This window comes from Roseisolibacter agri (genome assembly GCF_030159095.1).
Classification (GTDB): Bacteria; Gemmatimonadota; Gemmatimonadetes; order Gemmatimonadales; family Gemmatimonadaceae; genus Roseisolibacter; species Roseisolibacter agri.
Window position 1 is genome coordinate 267806 of sequence record NZ_BRXS01000007.1, and the last position, 15438, is coordinate 283243.

Annotated in this window: 16 protein-coding genes; 9 read left to right on the plus strand and 7 right to left on the minus strand. The window is 75.1% G+C overall.

Annotated elements, in window-relative coordinates; genetic code table 11:
- The first annotated feature begins 50 nt into the window (after window positions 1-50).
- The 3 genes from rosag_RS22260 (at window position 51) to rosag_RS22270 (ending at window position 2994) form a co-directional block, all read left to right on the plus strand.
- Window positions 51-536 carry a hypothetical protein gene (locus rosag_RS22260; protein ID WP_284352383.1) on the plus strand — a complete coding sequence of 162 codons (486 nt, stop codon included), beginning with the start codon at window positions 51-53 and terminating at the stop codon, window positions 534-536.
- Between the two features lie 84 nt (window positions 537-620).
- Window positions 621-1247 (plus strand): response regulator transcription factor, encoded by a 627-nt coding sequence (locus rosag_RS22265; RefSeq protein WP_284352384.1) that lies wholly within the window; start codon window positions 621-623, stop codon window positions 1245-1247.
- Window positions 1248-1278: 31 nt separating this feature from the next.
- Complete coding sequence (locus tag rosag_RS22270; RefSeq protein ID WP_284352385.1) at window positions 1279-2994, plus strand: sensor histidine kinase; 1716 nt, start codon at window positions 1279-1281, stop codon at window positions 2992-2994.
- A gap of 24 nt (window positions 2995-3018) precedes the next feature.
- Here the strand turns inward: rosag_RS22270 and rosag_RS22275 are convergent, their stop codons facing one another.
- The 7 genes from rosag_RS22275 to gpmI all read right to left on the minus strand — a co-directional run bounded on the left by rosag_RS22275 (window position 3019) and on the right by gpmI (window position 10225).
- Window positions 3019-3708, minus strand: coding sequence for a class I SAM-dependent methyltransferase (locus rosag_RS22275; RefSeq protein ID WP_284352386.1), 690 nt, complete (start codon window positions 3706-3708; stop codon window positions 3019-3021).
- Entirely contained in the window at window positions 3705-5042 is a 1338-nt protein-coding gene (locus rosag_RS22280; protein WP_284352387.1) for a molybdopterin molybdotransferase MoeA, read from the minus strand. Before rosag_RS22280 ends, rosag_RS22275 begins: the two co-directional genes overlap by 4 nt.
- Window positions 5039-6607 (minus strand): D-alanyl-D-alanine carboxypeptidase/D-alanyl-D-alanine endopeptidase, encoded by a 1569-nt coding sequence (gene dacB / locus rosag_RS22285; RefSeq protein ID WP_284352388.1) that lies wholly within the window; start codon window positions 6605-6607, stop codon window positions 5039-5041. The genes rosag_RS22280 and dacB overlap by 4 nt, the downstream gene beginning before the upstream one ends.
- 102 nt (window positions 6608-6709) lie before the next feature.
- Window positions 6710-7156 (minus strand): 6-pyruvoyl trahydropterin synthase family protein, encoded by a 447-nt coding sequence (locus tag rosag_RS22290; protein WP_284352389.1) that lies wholly within the window; start codon window positions 7154-7156, stop codon window positions 6710-6712.
- 115 nt (window positions 7157-7271) lie between these two features.
- Window positions 7272-7793 (minus strand): BON domain-containing protein, encoded by a 522-nt coding sequence (locus rosag_RS22295; RefSeq protein ID WP_284352390.1) that lies wholly within the window; start codon window positions 7791-7793, stop codon window positions 7272-7274.
- A gap of 153 nt (window positions 7794-7946) precedes the next feature.
- Window positions 7947-8645, minus strand: a complete 699-nt coding sequence (locus rosag_RS22300; RefSeq protein WP_284352391.1) for a porin family protein — start codon at window positions 8643-8645, stop codon at window positions 7947-7949.
- Between the two features lie 8 nt (window positions 8646-8653).
- Complete coding sequence (gpmI, locus tag rosag_RS22305; protein ID WP_284352392.1) at window positions 8654-10225, minus strand: 2,3-bisphosphoglycerate-independent phosphoglycerate mutase; 1572 nt, start codon at window positions 10223-10225, stop codon at window positions 8654-8656.
- Between the two features lie 167 nt (window positions 10226-10392).
- On the opposite strand from gpmI, the gene rosag_RS22310 reads away from it, so the two are divergent.
- The 6 genes from rosag_RS22310 to rosag_RS22335 all read left to right on the plus strand — a co-directional run bounded on the left by rosag_RS22310 (window position 10393) and on the right by rosag_RS22335 (window position 15343).
- A complete protein-coding gene (locus tag rosag_RS22310; RefSeq protein WP_284352393.1) occupies window positions 10393-11139 on the plus strand; it encodes a hypothetical protein in 747 nt (248 codons plus the stop codon).
- 1 nt (window position 11140) lies between these two features.
- Window positions 11141-11995 carry a L,D-transpeptidase gene (locus rosag_RS22315; RefSeq protein WP_284352394.1) on the plus strand — a complete coding sequence of 285 codons (855 nt, stop codon included), beginning with the start codon at window positions 11141-11143 and terminating at the stop codon, window positions 11993-11995.
- A 109-nt stretch (window positions 11996-12104) separates the two neighbouring features.
- A complete protein-coding gene (locus rosag_RS22320) occupies window positions 12105-12986 on the plus strand; it encodes a D-Ala-D-Ala carboxypeptidase family metallohydrolase (RefSeq protein ID WP_284352395.1) in 882 nt (293 codons plus the stop codon).
- A 32-nt stretch (window positions 12987-13018) separates the two neighbouring features.
- The gene (locus rosag_RS22325; protein ID WP_284352396.1) at window positions 13019-14170 is read left to right on the plus strand and encodes a D-Ala-D-Ala carboxypeptidase family metallohydrolase; all 1152 of its coding nucleotides are present in this window, start codon (window positions 13019-13021) and stop codon (window positions 14168-14170) included.
- Between the two features lie 127 nt (window positions 14171-14297).
- Window positions 14298-14834, plus strand: a complete 537-nt coding sequence (locus rosag_RS22330; RefSeq protein ID WP_284352397.1) for a hypothetical protein — start codon at window positions 14298-14300, stop codon at window positions 14832-14834.
- A gap of 23 nt (window positions 14835-14857) precedes the next feature.
- The gene (locus rosag_RS22335; RefSeq protein WP_284352398.1) at window positions 14858-15343 is read left to right on the plus strand and encodes a YkvA family protein; all 486 of its coding nucleotides are present in this window, start codon (window positions 14858-14860) and stop codon (window positions 15341-15343) included.
- The last annotated feature ends 95 nt before the right edge of the window (window positions 15344-15438 follow it).

The window sequence follows — 15438 nt, forward strand, 5'->3', positions numbered from 1 at the left end:
GGCGCCGAGCCACGGCGTCGCCCGCTTCATCTTGCCGGGAGGGGCGAGCGATGGCGGATCAGGCAGACCGGACGCGCGGCGACGAGCAGGAGCAGGACGGCCTCGGGCGCGACGCGGCGCACGGCGGCGGACGCGACGACACGACGGGCGGCTCCTACGGACGCTCGACGGGGCGGGCAGGGGACGACCTGAGCGCGTCGTCCGACGACGCCTCGTCGAGCGGGCGCGACGCGGGCGACGCGGGCGACGCGTCGGGGCGCCGGCAGGGGCTGGAGGGCCGCGGCTTCGACGCGGGCACCGGCTACGGCGGCGGCGGCAACGCCAGCGCGTACCGCGCGGGAAGCAGCTACGGCGGGCAGGGCGGATCGGGCGGCGCGCAGATCCCGCGCGGCACCGACGAGCACTCCGACAATCGGTCGGGCGAGCAGGCGGGCCAGCGCGACCGCGACGGCCGCAGCGCGAGGGGCCGCGACGACGCCGACGCGCTGGATCTCGACGCGGCGTCCGACGTGCGCCGGCGCGATCCCTCGCGCTGAGCGCGACGTACGTGACGCGGGTGGGCGGATGAGCAGTTCCGCCCATACCGCGTGCGGCCCGCGCCGTCGAGATTGCGCGGCGCCATGGCCGAACCCCGACTCCTCGTCGTCGAGGACAATCCCGACATCGCGGAAGGACTCGAGGCGAACCTCGCGTCCGAAGGCTTCGCGGTGGAGGTCGCGCGCGACGGGCGCGTGGCGCTCGCCGCCGTGCAGGCGCAGCCACCGGACCTCGTGATCCTCGACCTCGGGCTGCCGCGCATGGACGGCTGCGAGGTGCTGGAGCGGCTGCGCGCCGACGGCGTGTGGTGCCCCGTCCTGATCCTGTCCGCGCGCGGCAGCGAGATGGACAAGCTGCACGGCTTCCGGCTGGGCGCGGACGACTACGTCACGAAGCCGTTCGGCATGCGCGAGCTGGTCGCGCGGATCGCGGCGCTGCTGCGGCGTGCCACACCGGCCACCGCGGTCGTCCCGCCGGCCGAGCCGCAGGAGGAGCGCGACGATGCGGCGCTGCTGGCGCGCTTCGGCCTCACGGAGCGTCAGGTCGAGGTCGCGCGCCTGCTCGGCGAGGGCGTGAGCAACGAGGAGCTCGCGCAGCGGCTGGGCATCAGCCCGCACACCGCGCGCAACCACACGGAGCACGTCATGCGCAAGCTCGGCGTGGGCTCGCGCGCCCGGGTGGGGGCCCTGCTGCGTGGCGCCGGCGGCTGACCCGAGGCGGGCGGGGGCGGCGTCCGACCTCGTGCGCCGGGCGCGCGGCTGGTGGGTGCGCCGCTGGCGCGTCTGGGTCGCGTCGCTCGCCGTCGTCGCGACGCTCACCGCCGTCGGCGCGGCCGCGCTGCAGCAGTGGATCGCGTGGCGCACGGAGGACGCGCTCGTGCAGCGCGCGCTCGTGCGTTCCGCCGCATACTCCGCGCGCATCTTCGACGACGGAATCCAGCGGCAGCTCGGCGACCTCCCGCTGCACGCGCTGTCGCCGGTGCTCGGCGCCCCCGCGTGGGGGACGTCGGCCGAGCCGCTGCCGCTGGCCGCGCTCGAGCGCCACCTGCGCACGACGCCGATGTGGCAGACGTTGCAGCGGGACTCGGTGCTCGCGATCGGCGTGGTCGACTACCGCGCGGGACAGGGGCGCCGGATCTCCGTGCGCCGCGTCGGCCGCGTGGCGGATTCCGTCGACGCGGCCGCGGCGATCGCGCAGGTGATGACGGGCAGTGAGCAGTGGCGGGGCCTCAACACGACCGGCATGTCCTTCCGAGGACCGGGCGCGCGGCTCTACAACGTGCTGTGGGCGTGGCAGAAGGACGCGCGGGACCGGCCGGTCGCGCTCGTCCTGCTCGTGACCGACGCGCACCTGCGGCTCCGCACCGCGACGTCGGTCGTGTTCCGCTACGTGCCGCTGCTGCCGCCGCTGGACGAGGCGGACACGTCACCCGAGCGGGCGCGCGCGAGCTGGAGCGAGCCGAACGGCCGGGACGACACGCGGACGTTCAACCACCGCTACATCGCCGTGCGGCTGCGCGAGTACGCAGGGCAGCGGCGCGTCTTCTTCGCGTCGCCCAACTGGAACGATGCATGGGTCGCCAGCTCCCCGCTGCGCGGCGAGCATCCGTCGCTGTTCGGCGCGCTGATGGTGGAGGCGGTCGTGAACCCCGAGCTCCGCGCCTACTTCCCCGAGTCGCGGGCGTCGCGGTCGGCGCAGACGATGCTCGGCGGCATCCTGGCGCTGGCGGCGATCCTCGCGCTCGCGTCCGTGGCGAGCCTGCGGCGCCGTCAGGAGCTGGCGCAGGCGCGCGAGCTGTTCGTGTCGTCCATCTCGCACGAGCTGCGCACGCCCCTGACGCAGATCCGGCTCTTCACCGAGTCGCTGCTGAACGACCGCGCGCGATCGCCCGAGCAGGCCGGCCGCTGGCTGCGCGTGATCGACCGCGAGGCGCGCCGCCTGGGCGACCTGGTGGACAACGCGCTGCTGCACGCGCGTGGGCTGCGCCACGACGTGCACCTCGCGCGCGTGCCGGTCGCGCTGGAGGATCCGCTGGCCGCGATGGTGGAGGCGACGCGCCCGTTCGCGACGTCGCGCGACGCGCGCGTGGCGGTGGACGTCCCGCCCGGCGTGCGCGTGCTGGGCGACGAGCGCGCGCTGCGGCACGTGCTGCAGAACCTCGTGGACAACGCGCTCAAGTACGGCCCGGCGGGGCAGACGGTCCGCGTGACGGCGGCCTTCGACGCGCCCGGCACGGTGGACGTCGCGGTGGACGACGAGGGGCCCGGCGTGGCGATCGCCGACCGGCGCCGCATCTGGGAGCCGTTCGTCCGCCTGGCGCACGACGATGGCGCGACCGGCACGGGGCTCGGCCTGAGCGTGGTGCACACGCTCGTGTGCGCGGGACGCGGGCGCGTGCGCGTGGAGGACGCGCCGGGCGGCGGCGCGCGCTTCGTGGTGCGGCTGCCGCTCGCCTGACGCGCGCGAGCGGGCGGCGCGCGCTCAGCGGCGGCGTAGGCGGTAGAGGCGGATCGTCTGCCGCGTGCCGTAGCCCTCGACGTCGCGGGTCACCGGCTGGCCGACGTCCAGCCCCAGCGCGCGCGCCTGCTCCACGAACTCGGGCGCGGCCAGGCGCCCCGGATCGGTGACATAGGCGACGCCGCCGCGGCGCAGCGTGTGCGCGAGCGCGCGCGCGACGAGCGCGGCGTACGGCTTCTCGTACAGCACGTCCGACGCGACGACGCGGTCGTAGTGGCCCAGGTCCGCCGGCAGCGCGCGCCAGTCCACGAGGCGCGTCTCGCAGTCCACGCCCGCGGCGCGCCGCACGTTCGCGCGCGTGAAGTCGAGCGCCTCGGCGTAGTAGTCGCTCGCGGTGACCTCGTAGCCGGCGCGCGCCGCCGCCGCGGCCACCAGGCCGCTGCCGCAGCCCAGCTCCAGGAGCCGCTTCCCTTCGCCGCCCTCCTGCAGCAGGTGCGCGGCGAGCACGCGCGCCGACGGCCAGACGTCGGCCCAGTAGGGCAGCCGCTCGTCGTGCGCGAACGCGTCCTCGTCGATGAGCGCCTCGGCGCTGCGCGGACGGCGGATGTCGAACGACTCGCGTGCGCCCTCGTCGTGCAGGCGGATCGTCTCGGTGACCGTGTCGAAGCGCGCGTCGAGCGCGGCGTCCAGTGCGTCCAGCGTCGCGTCGCTCATGCGCGCACCTCGGTGAACGTCGCGGCGTCGAGCGCGGCCGCGTCGAGCGCGCCCTCGCCCAGCAGCAGCGCGCGCGCGGGCGCACCCGCGGCGAGGGCCGTCACGCCTTCGGGCACGACGAGCAGCGCATCCGCGCGCGCGGCGGAGGTGAGCAACCCGGAGCCCTGCGGGCCGGTGAGGCGCGCGGCGAGCTCGCCCGACTCCTCGGCGTCGAGCGTGACGCGCAGGAAGTGCGTGAGCGGCGCCGGCGCATCCACCGGCTCGCGCAGCGTGACGCGCACGGCGCGGCGGAACGGCCGCGCGTCGCCGGAGAGGCGGCGCAGCAGCGGGCGCGCGAACAGCTCGAAGGTCACGACGGTGGAGACGGGGTTGCCGGGCAAGCCGAGCCAGGGCACGTCGGCGTGCGAGGCACGCGGCAGCGTGCCCGCCCCGACCGGGCCGCCGGGGCGCATGCGCACACGCCAGAAGCGCAGCCGGCCGCCGAGCGCGGCGACCGCGTCGCGCACGTGATCGCGGTCGCCGACGCTGATGCCGCCCGTCGTCAGCAGCACGTCGGAGTCGGCGTCGAGCGCCGCCTGCAGCCGCTCGCGCAGCGCGTCGGGCCGGTCGGGCGCGACGCCCATGTCGAGCGGCTCGCCGCCCGCCTCGCGCACCAGCGCCGCCAGCGCGACGGTGTTGGAGGCGATGATGCCGCGCCCCGCGCGCACCGCGTCCACGTCGCCGAGCGGCACCAGCTCGTCGCCCGATGCGACGAGCGCCACGCGCGGGCGGCGCACGACGGAGAGCCTCGTGCAGCCGACCGATGCGAGCACCGCGAGCCCGCTCGGGCCGAGCCGCGTGCCGGCCGCCACGACGACGCGATGCTCGGCGACGTCCTCGCCGCGCGGGCGCACGTTGTGGCGCGCGCCGGGCGCGGGCCGCACGTCGCGATCGTCGCGCACCAGCACCGCGTCGCCGTCGTAGGTCACGTCCTCGACGCGCACGACGGCGTCGGCGCCCGCGGGCACGGGCGCGCCCGTGGCGATGCGGACCGCCTCGCCCGAGTTCAGCGTGCCGCGCCACGCGCCGCCGGCGGGCACCGTGCCGACCACGCGCAGCACGACCGGCGCGTCCGCGCGCGCGCCGAGCACGTCGGCCGCGAGCACCGCGATGCCGTCCATCGCCGCGTTGTCCCACGGCGGCAGCGCGACGGGCGACACGACGTCCTCCGCCAGCACGCGTCCGTGCGCATCGGCGAGGGGGACCCGCTCCGCGGGCAGCGGCGCGACGTCCTCCAGCACGGCGGTGATCGCCTCCGCGACCGCGAGCCGCGACCGCGGGGCGGGGTGGCTCACGGCGCGCCGGCCGCCGTGCGTGCGCCGCCGAGTCGCAGCGACGCGAGCCGCGCCGCGAGCGCGTCGGCCACGCGGTCCACCTGCGCCGTCGGCACCGTGTAGTTGTTGCAGAGGAAGCTGAAGAGCAGCATCTCGCCGTCGGCGGTGGTCACGTAGCCCGAGAGCGACCGTGCCTTGTCGAGGGTGCCCGTCTTCGCGTGCACGTTCCCCTCGGCCGGCGTCCCCTTCATGCGCGAGCGGATCGTGCCGTCCACGCCCGCGATGGGCAGCGCGTCGTAGAAGAGGCGGAAGCTCGGGTCGCGGCGCATCGCGTCGAGCACGCGCACGAGCGCGCGCGGCGTGACGTAGTCGTGGCGCGACAGCCCGCTGCCGTCGCGGATCACGACGTCGCGCTCGGCCGCCACGCCCCACGTCGCCAGCTGCCGCTCCATCGCGCGGCGCCCGCTGTCCGCGGTGCCGACGCCCGTCTTCTCCAGCCCCATCGTCTTCAGCAGCAGCTCGCCGATCTGGTTCTGCGACGGCTTCTCGAACGCCGGCATCACCTCGCGCAGCGGCAGCGACTGCGTGACGAACAGCGTGTCGCCGACCGGCGCGACCGGCTCCTTGCTGACGCGCGGCTCCGCGCCGCCGATCGTGATGCCACGCGTCCGGAGCGCCGTGCGCAGCGCCCCCAGGAAGGCACCGTTGGCGTCGCGCTGCGCGAGCGTCAGCACGGCGCTGTCGTTCACCGACACCACGCCCTCGAGCACGTGGCGGGCCTCGCGCGCGTCCCACCGCGCGCGCACGCGCGTGGCCGTGCGGCCGCTGGCGATCCCCGGCGTCACCGTGCGCACGTCCACGCGCAGCGGCAGCGCGTCGGCCGCGGGCGTGACCTGCACCGTCACCGAGTCGCCGGGCCGCGCGCCCGCGCGCACGACGATGCGGCCGAAGCCCTCGTTGAAGAACAGCTCGTCCACGCCCGCGGAGTACGGCGAGTCGAGGTCGTCCCACGACCAGCCGTAGCCGTGCGCCTCGTCGGGGAAGGCGTCGCCGTCGGCGATCACGCGTCCCGCGATGCGGCGGATGCCGCGCGCCGCGAGCGAGTCCGCGACCGCGAGCAGCGGCTGCATCGCGTCGGTGCGCATGCGGTCGCTGATGGTCGGGTCGCCGCGCCCGACGACCGCGAGGTCGCCCTCCAGCACGCCCGCGCGCACGGGGCCGTGCGCGACGTACGCGGTGCGCCACCGGTAGTCGGGGCCGAGCGTGGCGATCGCGGTGGAGCCGGTGAGCAGCTTCTGGTTGCTGGCCGGCATGAACAGCCGGTCCGCGTCGCGCGCGTACAGCGTGTCGCCGGTGCCGGGGCGCACGATCAGCACGCCCCAGCGCGCGTTGGCGAACATCGTGTCCTGCACCAGCGAGTCCACGGCCACGCGCAGCGCGGCGACCGGCGACAGCGGCGCGGGCGTCGCCGCCGGCGCGGGCGTGCCGGTCGCGCGCGCGGCGCAGGCGCCGAGCGTCGGGACGAGCGCGAGGCCGGCGAGGAGGGCGCGGGTGGTGACGGCGCGCGCGGCGAGGGGCGAGGGCATGGGCGACCTGGAAGCGGGGAGGGTGGCGGGCGCCTCCAAGCTCACCCGGCGGTCGGGCGTCGCGCAATCGCGCACGGTGGGCGACCTGCGGTCAGGCGCCGCTCAGGCGTCGCGCGCCGGCTCGAACGTCGCGCTCAGCGACTCGTCCTCGGCCACGGTCACGCGCTCCACCCGCGGCGCGCCGCTTCCCAGCGCGTCGCCGAGCCGCGCCTGGACGCGCGTGGCGATCATCCGCGCGAGGTTCTCGCCGCTCGGGATCTGCGCGCCGTCGGCGAACTCCGGGACGTCGGTGTTCAGGTTCCGGTGGTCGAACCGTTCGCGCACCTCGTCGCCGAGGATGCGGTCGAGGAGCCCGAGGTCGATGCAGAAGCCGGTCGTCTCGTCGATCGGGCCACGGACCGTGACGTGGCAGACGTACGAGTGCCCGTGGAAGCTGGGCCGCGCGCAGAGGCCGAACACCTCGAGGTTGCGCGCGTCGCTCCACTCGGGGCGGCGGTAGCGGTGCGCGGCGGCGAAGGTGACGCGGCGCGTCAGTGAAGCGAATGCCATGCGGAGCGTGGAGCGTCTAGCGGCGAGCGTCGAGGGGGGGCACCGCGGAGTATAGCCGACTCCTCCCGGGGAACCACGCTCGACGCTCGACGCTCACCGCTCGACGCTGTCTGTCCTAGTGATCCTCGCCGTACTCCCCCGGTCCCGCGTCGGTGCCGCGCAGCCCTTCCGGCGTCGGCGACTCGGGCGGGATGTACGCCGTCCCGTGCGCGACCGCGTCCTGGTAGTTCGTCGTGCCGAACATGCGCTGGTCCAGGTCCTCGTCGCCCCGCGCCTGGAACACCTCGTCGCTCTGCTGCTCGGGCATCTCGCCCAGCAGCGTGCCCGCGGTCGCGCGCTCGGCCTGGATGTGGTCCTCGACGTCCATCGGCGTCTCGTCGCGCGCGTTGGCGTCGACCACGAGCTGGTTGTCGAATGAGCCGATGCCCACGATGTCGGTCAGCACGTGGTCGGCGATGCGCAGCTCCGCCTCGGTGCCCACGCGCCCCTCGAGGCGCACGGTGCCGTCCTCCACGTGCACCGTGAACTCGTCGACGTCCAGCGTCGGGTGCTCGGCGAGCCGGTCGCGCACCAGCGCGCGCAGCTCGTCGTCGCTCAGGTCGTCGGTGCTGCTGAAGTCCTCGTAGTCCCGCGCCATGTCCGCTCCTCGGCTCGATTTGCGAGGGGAGGGGTGCACCGCGCGTGCCGCGGCGCCGGAACGGCGGGAAAGGCACGAGGCCGGCGCGGGACGATGTCCCGACGCCGGCCCCGGTCGCGCACGGCTGCGGCGCGTGGAGCGCCGCGCGGCCGATCAGCGCGCGAACTGGTAGGTGATCCCGAGCGTCAGCCCGAGGTTGTTCGTCCACTTGCTCTTGGACGCGCCGCTCGGCAGCACCGACGTGCTGTCGAGGCCGACCGCGAAGTAGCGGTCCGGATAGCGGATCTGGTACAGGTAGCTGCCCACGTCCGCGCGCACCGACCACGGGCTGCCGCTCGGCACGAAGCGCAGGCCGGTCCCGTACGTGATCGCGAAGCGGGTGCCGAACTTGTAGCCGCCCGGATCGGTGCCCGTGAGGTTGGACACCGCGCCCGCGCCGCCGTGCACCGTCGGCACGAGGCCGTGCCAGCTCTTCTGACCCGTGAGGCCGACCGTGAGGCCGACGTCGGCGATGGTCAGCGGGCGGCGCTCGACGCCGAGGATGCGCGTGCTCGCCGGGCGCGCGGGATCGAGGACCGTGCGCTCGGAGACCGCCGTCGCGACGCGGGCCGTGAAGGACGCGGGCCCGCCGAGGTAGACGTCGTAGCGCAGCCCCGTCAGCGGCCCGCTCTGCGGCGCGATGCCCGCGGGATCCTTGCCGGCCGCGAACCAGCCGCCGAAGACCGAGAACGACTGCCGGTACTCGAGGTCGATGAACGGGCTGCGGTCGACCGGATAGCCGACCTGCGCCTCGGCGCGCCCACCAGCCAGCAGCGACGCGGCGCCGAGCGCCATCAGGACACGGCGATTCATGAACTCGCTCACGCGCGCACCCCGGCGAACTGCGCGCGGAGGTCGCGGCCGGTCATCTCCTCGGGCTGATCGACGCCCAGCAGGCGCAGCACCGTCGGCCCGACGTCGCAGAGCGCGCCGCCCTCGCGCAGCGGCACGTCGTCGCCCGCGGGGTCGACGACGACCAGGGGCACGGGGTTGGTCGTGTGCGCGGTGTGGGGGCCGCCCGTCTCGGGATCGATCATCATCTCGCAGTTGCCGTGGTCCGCCGTGACGAGCAGGCGCGTGCCGCTCCGCTCCGCCGCCGCGACGATGCGCGCCAGGCACTCGTCCACCACCTGCACGGCCTGGATCGTGGCCGGGAGGGAGCCGGAGTGCCCGACCATGTCGCCGTTGGCGAGGTTGCAGAGCATGAAGTTGTGCGAGCGCCCGCTGATCGCGTTCACCAGCACGTCGGTGACGCCGCGGGCGCTCATCTCGGGCGCGAGGTCGTAGGTCGCGACCTTCTGGCTCGGCACCAGGAGGCGCTCCTCGCCCGCGTACGGCGTCTCGTTGCCGCCGTTGAAGAAGTAGGTCACGTGCGGGTACTTCTCGGTTTCCGCCGTCTTCAGCATCGTCAGGCCGCGGTCCGTCAGCACCTCCGCCACGATGCGCGCCATCGACTGCGGCGGGAACGCCGCGCGCACGTCGTGCTGCTCCAGCGTCGGGTCGTAGACCGTCATCGTCACGACCATCAGGTCGGGACGGTCCGACACGTCGAAGCCGTCGAACGCCGGGTCCACCAGCGCGCGCACGATCTGGCGCATGCGGTCCGACCGGTAGTTCCAGCAGATCACCGCGTCGCCGTCGCGCATGGTGGCGAGCGGCTGGCCGCTCGCGTCGACGACGACCGCGGGGATCATGAACTCGTCCGTCGTGCCCGCGTCGTAGGTCTGGCGGATCGCCTCCACCGGATCGGTGACCTGCGGGCCGACGCCCTGTACGGCGGCGCGGTAGGCGAGCTCCGTGCGCGGCCACCGCTTGTCGCGGTCCATGCCGTAGTAGCGGCCGCCCACGCTCGCGATCACCGCGCGGCCGGCGGCCGTGGCGACGGTCTCGCGCACGTACTCCAGCGCGCTGCGCGGCAGCGTGTCGCGCCCGTCGAGCAGCGCGTGGATCGCGACCTTGGGCACGCCGCGCCGCGCCGCGAGGTCGATGAGCGCGAACAGGTGCTGATCGAGGCCGTGCACGCCGCCCTTGCCGACGAGGCCGAGCAGGTGCAGCGTCCCGCCGTTCGCCTTCACGCGCTCGCAGGCGGCGACGAACGCCGCGTTCTCGAAGAACGACCGGTCCCTGATCGCCTCCGAGATGCGCACGAGGTCCTGCATCACCACGCGGCCCGCGCCCAGGTTCAGGTGCCCGACCTCGGAGTTGCCCATCTGCCCCTCGGGCAGCCCCACGGCGAGCCCCGACGCGTCCAGCAGCGTGCGCGAGCGACGGCGCCACAGCGCGTCCCACGCGGGCGTCTCGGCCAGCGCGATCGCGTTCCCCTCGCGTTCGGCGCGGAATCCCCAGCCGTCCAGGACGAGCAGGGCGACCGGTCGGGTGTCGGTGGTGGGCATCGGGTGAACGGCGGGGTACGGAACAGGGACGCGGCGCGCCCGGTAGCATGCGCGCGGATCGGCCGGCCGTCGGGCCGCGCGAAATGTACCCGGACGGGCGCCCCGATGGGCACCCGCAGCAGTAGACGCGCCAGTACCCGCGCCGCCGCCGGCCCCGCCACCCGCCCATGACCGTCACGCTCTCCGACCGCCGCACCGAGCCCCGCCCGGGTCCCGCCGCCGACCGCCGCCGCACCGGTTGGCGCGACTTCCGGCACGCGTACCGGGGCTTCGTGCGCACGGTGGGGCTCGCGCTGCTGGTGCTGGTGGCGCTGGACGTCGTGCTCCTGCTGGAGCGCCATCGCTACGCGCGTGAGGCCGCGCGGCTGCGCGCGAACATGTCCGACGTCGAGCGGCGGCGAACGGACGCCATCCTCGCCGCCGACGAGGACCGCATGCGCATGACGGTGGAGCTGGCGCGACGGCGCGCGATGGGCGACCGCGACCTGCACCTCGCGGTCGCGGTGGACAGCGGTCGCCTGACGCTGGAGCGCGACGGCGCGCGGCTGCGCGACATGCGCGTCGAGGTGGGGCCGGCGCGCCGCGTGGGCGCGCCGCCCGACACGCTGCACATCGCCGCACCGCGCGGCGCGCGCACCGTTGCGCAGGTGCTCGGCCCCGACGACGCCTGGGAGGTGCCGCGCTGGGTCTACGTCGACCGCGGCCTCCCCGTGCCCGACGACCGCCTCGTGAAGGGCGCGCTCGGCGCGCGCGCGGTGCTGCTCTCGGGCGGCACGGTGCTGTACGCGCTGCCGTCGGCCGGGCCGCTCAACGACCCGGCGTACGTGATGCCGGGCGCCATCCGCGTGCGCCGCGAGGACCTCGACGCGATCGTCGCGAACGTGGCGCCCGGCATGACCGTCTACCTGTACTGACGTGTTCCGCGCGATCCGATTCGGGGGGCGCCACGCCTGGTGGCTGCTGGCCGCGGTGTTCGTGGCGATGGCGCTGACGACGCGCCTCCTCGCCGTCGCCGCCGACGCGCGCTGGGAGCGCGACGTCGCCCGCATGGTGTTCAACGACAACCTCGAGCTGCTGCGCCAGCTGCGTGCCGAGGCGGGGCAGGCGACCGACTCGCTGCAGCGGCTGCTGAGCGAGACGCCCGACACGCCCGCGGACGCGCCCTACCTGGTGGTCAGCGTGGCCGAGCGGCGGCTCTGGTACAAGCAGGGCGATTCGGTGCTGTTCGGGACGCAGGTCGCCACCGGCAGCGGCAAGACGCTGGTGCGGGACGACGGCGCCGGCGCGCACTGGAAGTTCGAGACGCCGCGCGGGCGGCTGGTGGTCATCTCCAAGGACTCGATGCCGGCCTGGGTGCCGCCCGACTGGCACTTCGTGGAGCAGGCCCGCAAGCGCGGGCTGGGGCTCGTCCGCCTCAACCGCGGGCAGGAGCTGCGGGCCGCGGACGGCTCGATCGTGACGGTGCAGGGGAGCGACGTCGTGCGCCGCTACCCGAACGGCCGCGTGGTGCCCTACACGGCGAGCGACGGGCGCGAGATCGTGGTCGGCGGGAACCTGCTGGTGCCCCCGTTCGGCACCAACCAGCGGCGCTACAAGGACGTCCTCGGCACCCGCCGGCTCAACCTCGGCGACGGCTACGCGTTGCACGGCACCAATCGCCCCGAGACCATCGGCCAGGCGGTGAGCCACGGGTGCGTGCGCCTCCGGAACGAGGACATCGAGTGGCTGTACCAGCACGTGCCCGTGGGCACGCCGGTCTACATCTACTGACCGGCCGCAGCCTCGTCGGGTGGAGGCGAAAGCGTTAGCATTGAACGGGTTCGGTCGTCAGAACCCGGGGGCGCGGTCCCCCTCCGTCCGATCGCCAGGGAGGCAGTACGTGAAGCATCGCAAGTCGACCGTGCGCACGCTCGCCGCGGCCGCGCTGGCCGCCGCGACGGTAGCCGTCGCGCCCGCGCGCGCGACGGCGCAGCCGGACACGCTCGGCGGGCGCAGCGGCAAGCTGCGCGCGCGGTTCGTGAGCCTGGAGCGCACGCTCACCTTCCCGTTCCTGCGGCGCCTGCTGGGCGACTCGTCGGCGCGGCCGGGCGTGTACACGGTCGACGAGGCGCCGGGCGGGCGTCCGTTCTCGTTCATCGGGCTGGTGCCCTTCGGCGAGAAGCGGAACGGCCGCATCGGGCCCTATCGCATCGGCTTCTGGCCGGCGGAGAAGGGGCGGGCCGTCCGGAGCGCGAAGTACGGCAACCCGCAGGGCTTCATCGAGGTCACGCCCGACAACAAGGACACGCGCGTCTCGGAGCACTTCAAGCTCGCGGACTTCCTGACGCACGATCAGGTGCGCGTGTGGCCCAAGTACCTCGTGCTCGACGAGGCGCTGGTGGACAAGCTGGAGCTCGTGCTCGCGGACCTGCGCGCGCGCGGCTACGACGCGAAGCGGCTCCACGTCATGAGCGGCTTCCGCACGCCGCAGTACAACGCGACCGGCGGCGAGACGGCGGGCCGCGCGGACCTCAGCCGCCACCAGTACGGCGACGCCGCGGACGTGTGGGTCGAGAACGGCGCCGGCCGCATGGCGGACCTCAACCGCGACGGGCGCGTGGACACGCGCGACGCCGCGATCCTGGCCGAGGCGGCGGACCGCGTGGAGCGGGCGCACCCGGAGCTCGCGGGCGGGGTGGGGATCTATCGCGCCAACCGCGCGCACGGGCCGTTCGTGCACATCGACGTCCGCGGGGCGCGGGCGCGATGGGGCCACGCGTGATGTCCGGCGTGTCGATCGACGAGACGGAGCCGATGAGCGAGACCCCGGCGAGCGAGCCGACGGCCGGGCTGACGATGTTCGAGCTGGCGCGGCTGGAGGAGGCGCGCCGCCGCGCGGCCGAGGTGGAGGCGCAGGTGCGCGCCAGCGCCACGGTGGCCACGCGCGCCCGCAAGCCGCGCAACTGGCTGTCGGCGGTGGCGTTCATGGCCGCGCTGGGCGCGGTGCTGACCTTCTTCCGCCCGTCGGACCCCGACGTCGCGACGCTCGAGGAGATCGCGGCGGTGCGCGAGGCGGGCGCGGGCGCGGACGTCGCGCGCGACGCGACCGATGCCGCGGTCGCCGCGTCGCGTCCGGGCTACGGCCGTAGCGGCGACGTGCTGGTGCGGGTCGCGATGCCGAGCCAGCTGATCGAGTCGCCCGTCGCGCTGCCGGCGGGGAGCGGCACGCTGCGCTACCAGTGGGTGCGCGCCGCCGACTCGTCCGAAGCCGACGTGCCGCGCACGCTCGCGCCGGGGATGTCGGTGCTGGCGCCGGCGCGCCCGGGCGTCTACCGCCTGGCGGTGGGCGAGGGCGCGTCGCGGCAGGTGCTCGACGACCTCTCGCTGGCGGTGCTGGTGCCGTTCGCGCAGAAGTTCGGCGGCACGGTGAACGGCTACCGCCTGGGCAGCTGGCCCTTCGAGCGCCTGGGCGGCGAGCGCCCGCTCGGCTTCGTCGAGGTCACCGCGCGCACCGCGGACGTCTCGCTCTCGCGCCACGTGCGCCTCGGCGACTTCGTGACGCACGACCAGCAGGCGCAGTGGCCGCGCTACGTGGTCGTGAGCCCGCGCCTGCTGGACAAGGTGGAGCTGGTGGTCGACGAGATCGCGAAGCTGCGCGGCGTGGGCGATCCGTCGCGCATCCGCGTGCGCATCAACTCGGGCTTCCGCACGCCGCTGCACAACTCGGGCGTCGAGGGCTCGGCGCTCAACAGCCGGCACCAGTACGGCGACGCGGCCGACGTGGCGATCGACGCCGACGGCGACGGACGCTTCACGAGCTTCGACAGCCGCGTGGTGGGGCTGGCCGTCGAGATGATCGAGAAGCGGCACCCCGAGCTCGTGGGCGGGCTGGGCGTGTACGTCAACGCGCGCTCGTCGTACGTGCACATCGATGCGCGGGGGCGGCGGGCGCGCTGGTGGGGGTGAGGCGCTGCGGACTGCGGGCTGCGGGTCTGCTTTGATGGCGTCCTGGTTGCGCTGGCACCCCGGGCCGCCCGGCGCGTAGTATCCGGCATTCGCGTCGAACCCGCAGTCCGCAGCCCGCAGCCTTTTCATGAGCCAGCACATCCGCGACCGCATCAACCGCCAGCTCGACGCCCTGGGCGAGGACCGGCTGTACCAGGTGCTCGACTACGTGGACTTCCTCGAGTCGCGCTACGGGCAGCGCGCCGCCACGCCGCCGAACACCTTCCAGCGGCTGGCCGACACGATCGAGGACCGGCTGCGCACGGGCGGGCTGGCCGCGAGCACGGTCAGCGAGGCGATGGGGTTCCTCAACAAGGCCGTCGGCGCGCTGAACGGCGCCGTGGCGGCGGGCCGCTCGGTGGCGACCGACATCGCGTCCGCCGCGCAGCGTGCGGGGACCGTCGTCGCGGACGCGGTGAACGCGCCGCCCTCCGGCGCTCCGGGCGCGCCCCCGCCGACGACCGGCGTGCCGGCCGCGCCGGCGCCCCAGCCGGGGCCGTCCCCGTGGCCGCCGCCGGCCCAGCCCTCGCCCGTGACGCCGCCTCCGCCACCGTCCGGTACGAGCCCTGCTACCGAGCCGCGGCGTGACGACGCCGCGCCCGGCACTCCCGGCGCGGCCACCTGACCGTTCCCCCAGCCCGACCCGCCGTGACCCCGTCCCCCCTGTCCCGCTCCCGCCAGCTGGCCGAGCGCGCCGTCGAGCGCGTGGGCGACCGCTTCCGCGAGGTGCGTCCGAAGGCCAAGCGCCGCCCGCGCACCGGCGCCAAGCGCACCGTGCTCGACACCATCCGGCAGCTCCCGCACTACCTGCGGCTGCTGGGGGGCCTGCTGACGGACCGGCGCGTGTCCGCGCTCGACAAGGTGCTGGTGGGCGGCGCGATCGCCTACATCCTCCTGCCGACCGACCTGCTGCCCGACTTCATCCCGTTCCTGGGCGAGGTCGACGACGTCTTCCTGCTGGTGACGGCGCTGCAGCGGCTGGTGGCGAACGCGGGGCGGCGGGTGCTGCTGGACCACTGGAGCGGGCATCCGTCGGAGCTGGCCGACCTCAACCTGAAGCGCGTGGTCTCGGCCGCCGCGTTCTTCCTCCCGATCGGGATGCGGCGGAAGCTGCGGGGGATGGCCGGGGGTTGAGTCGCCCCGGCGGTCCGCCTACCTTCCGCCATGGCGACCAGAACTCCCTCAGCAGCTCCCAGCCCCGCGCGTCCGGCTCCGTCGGACGGCGGGGT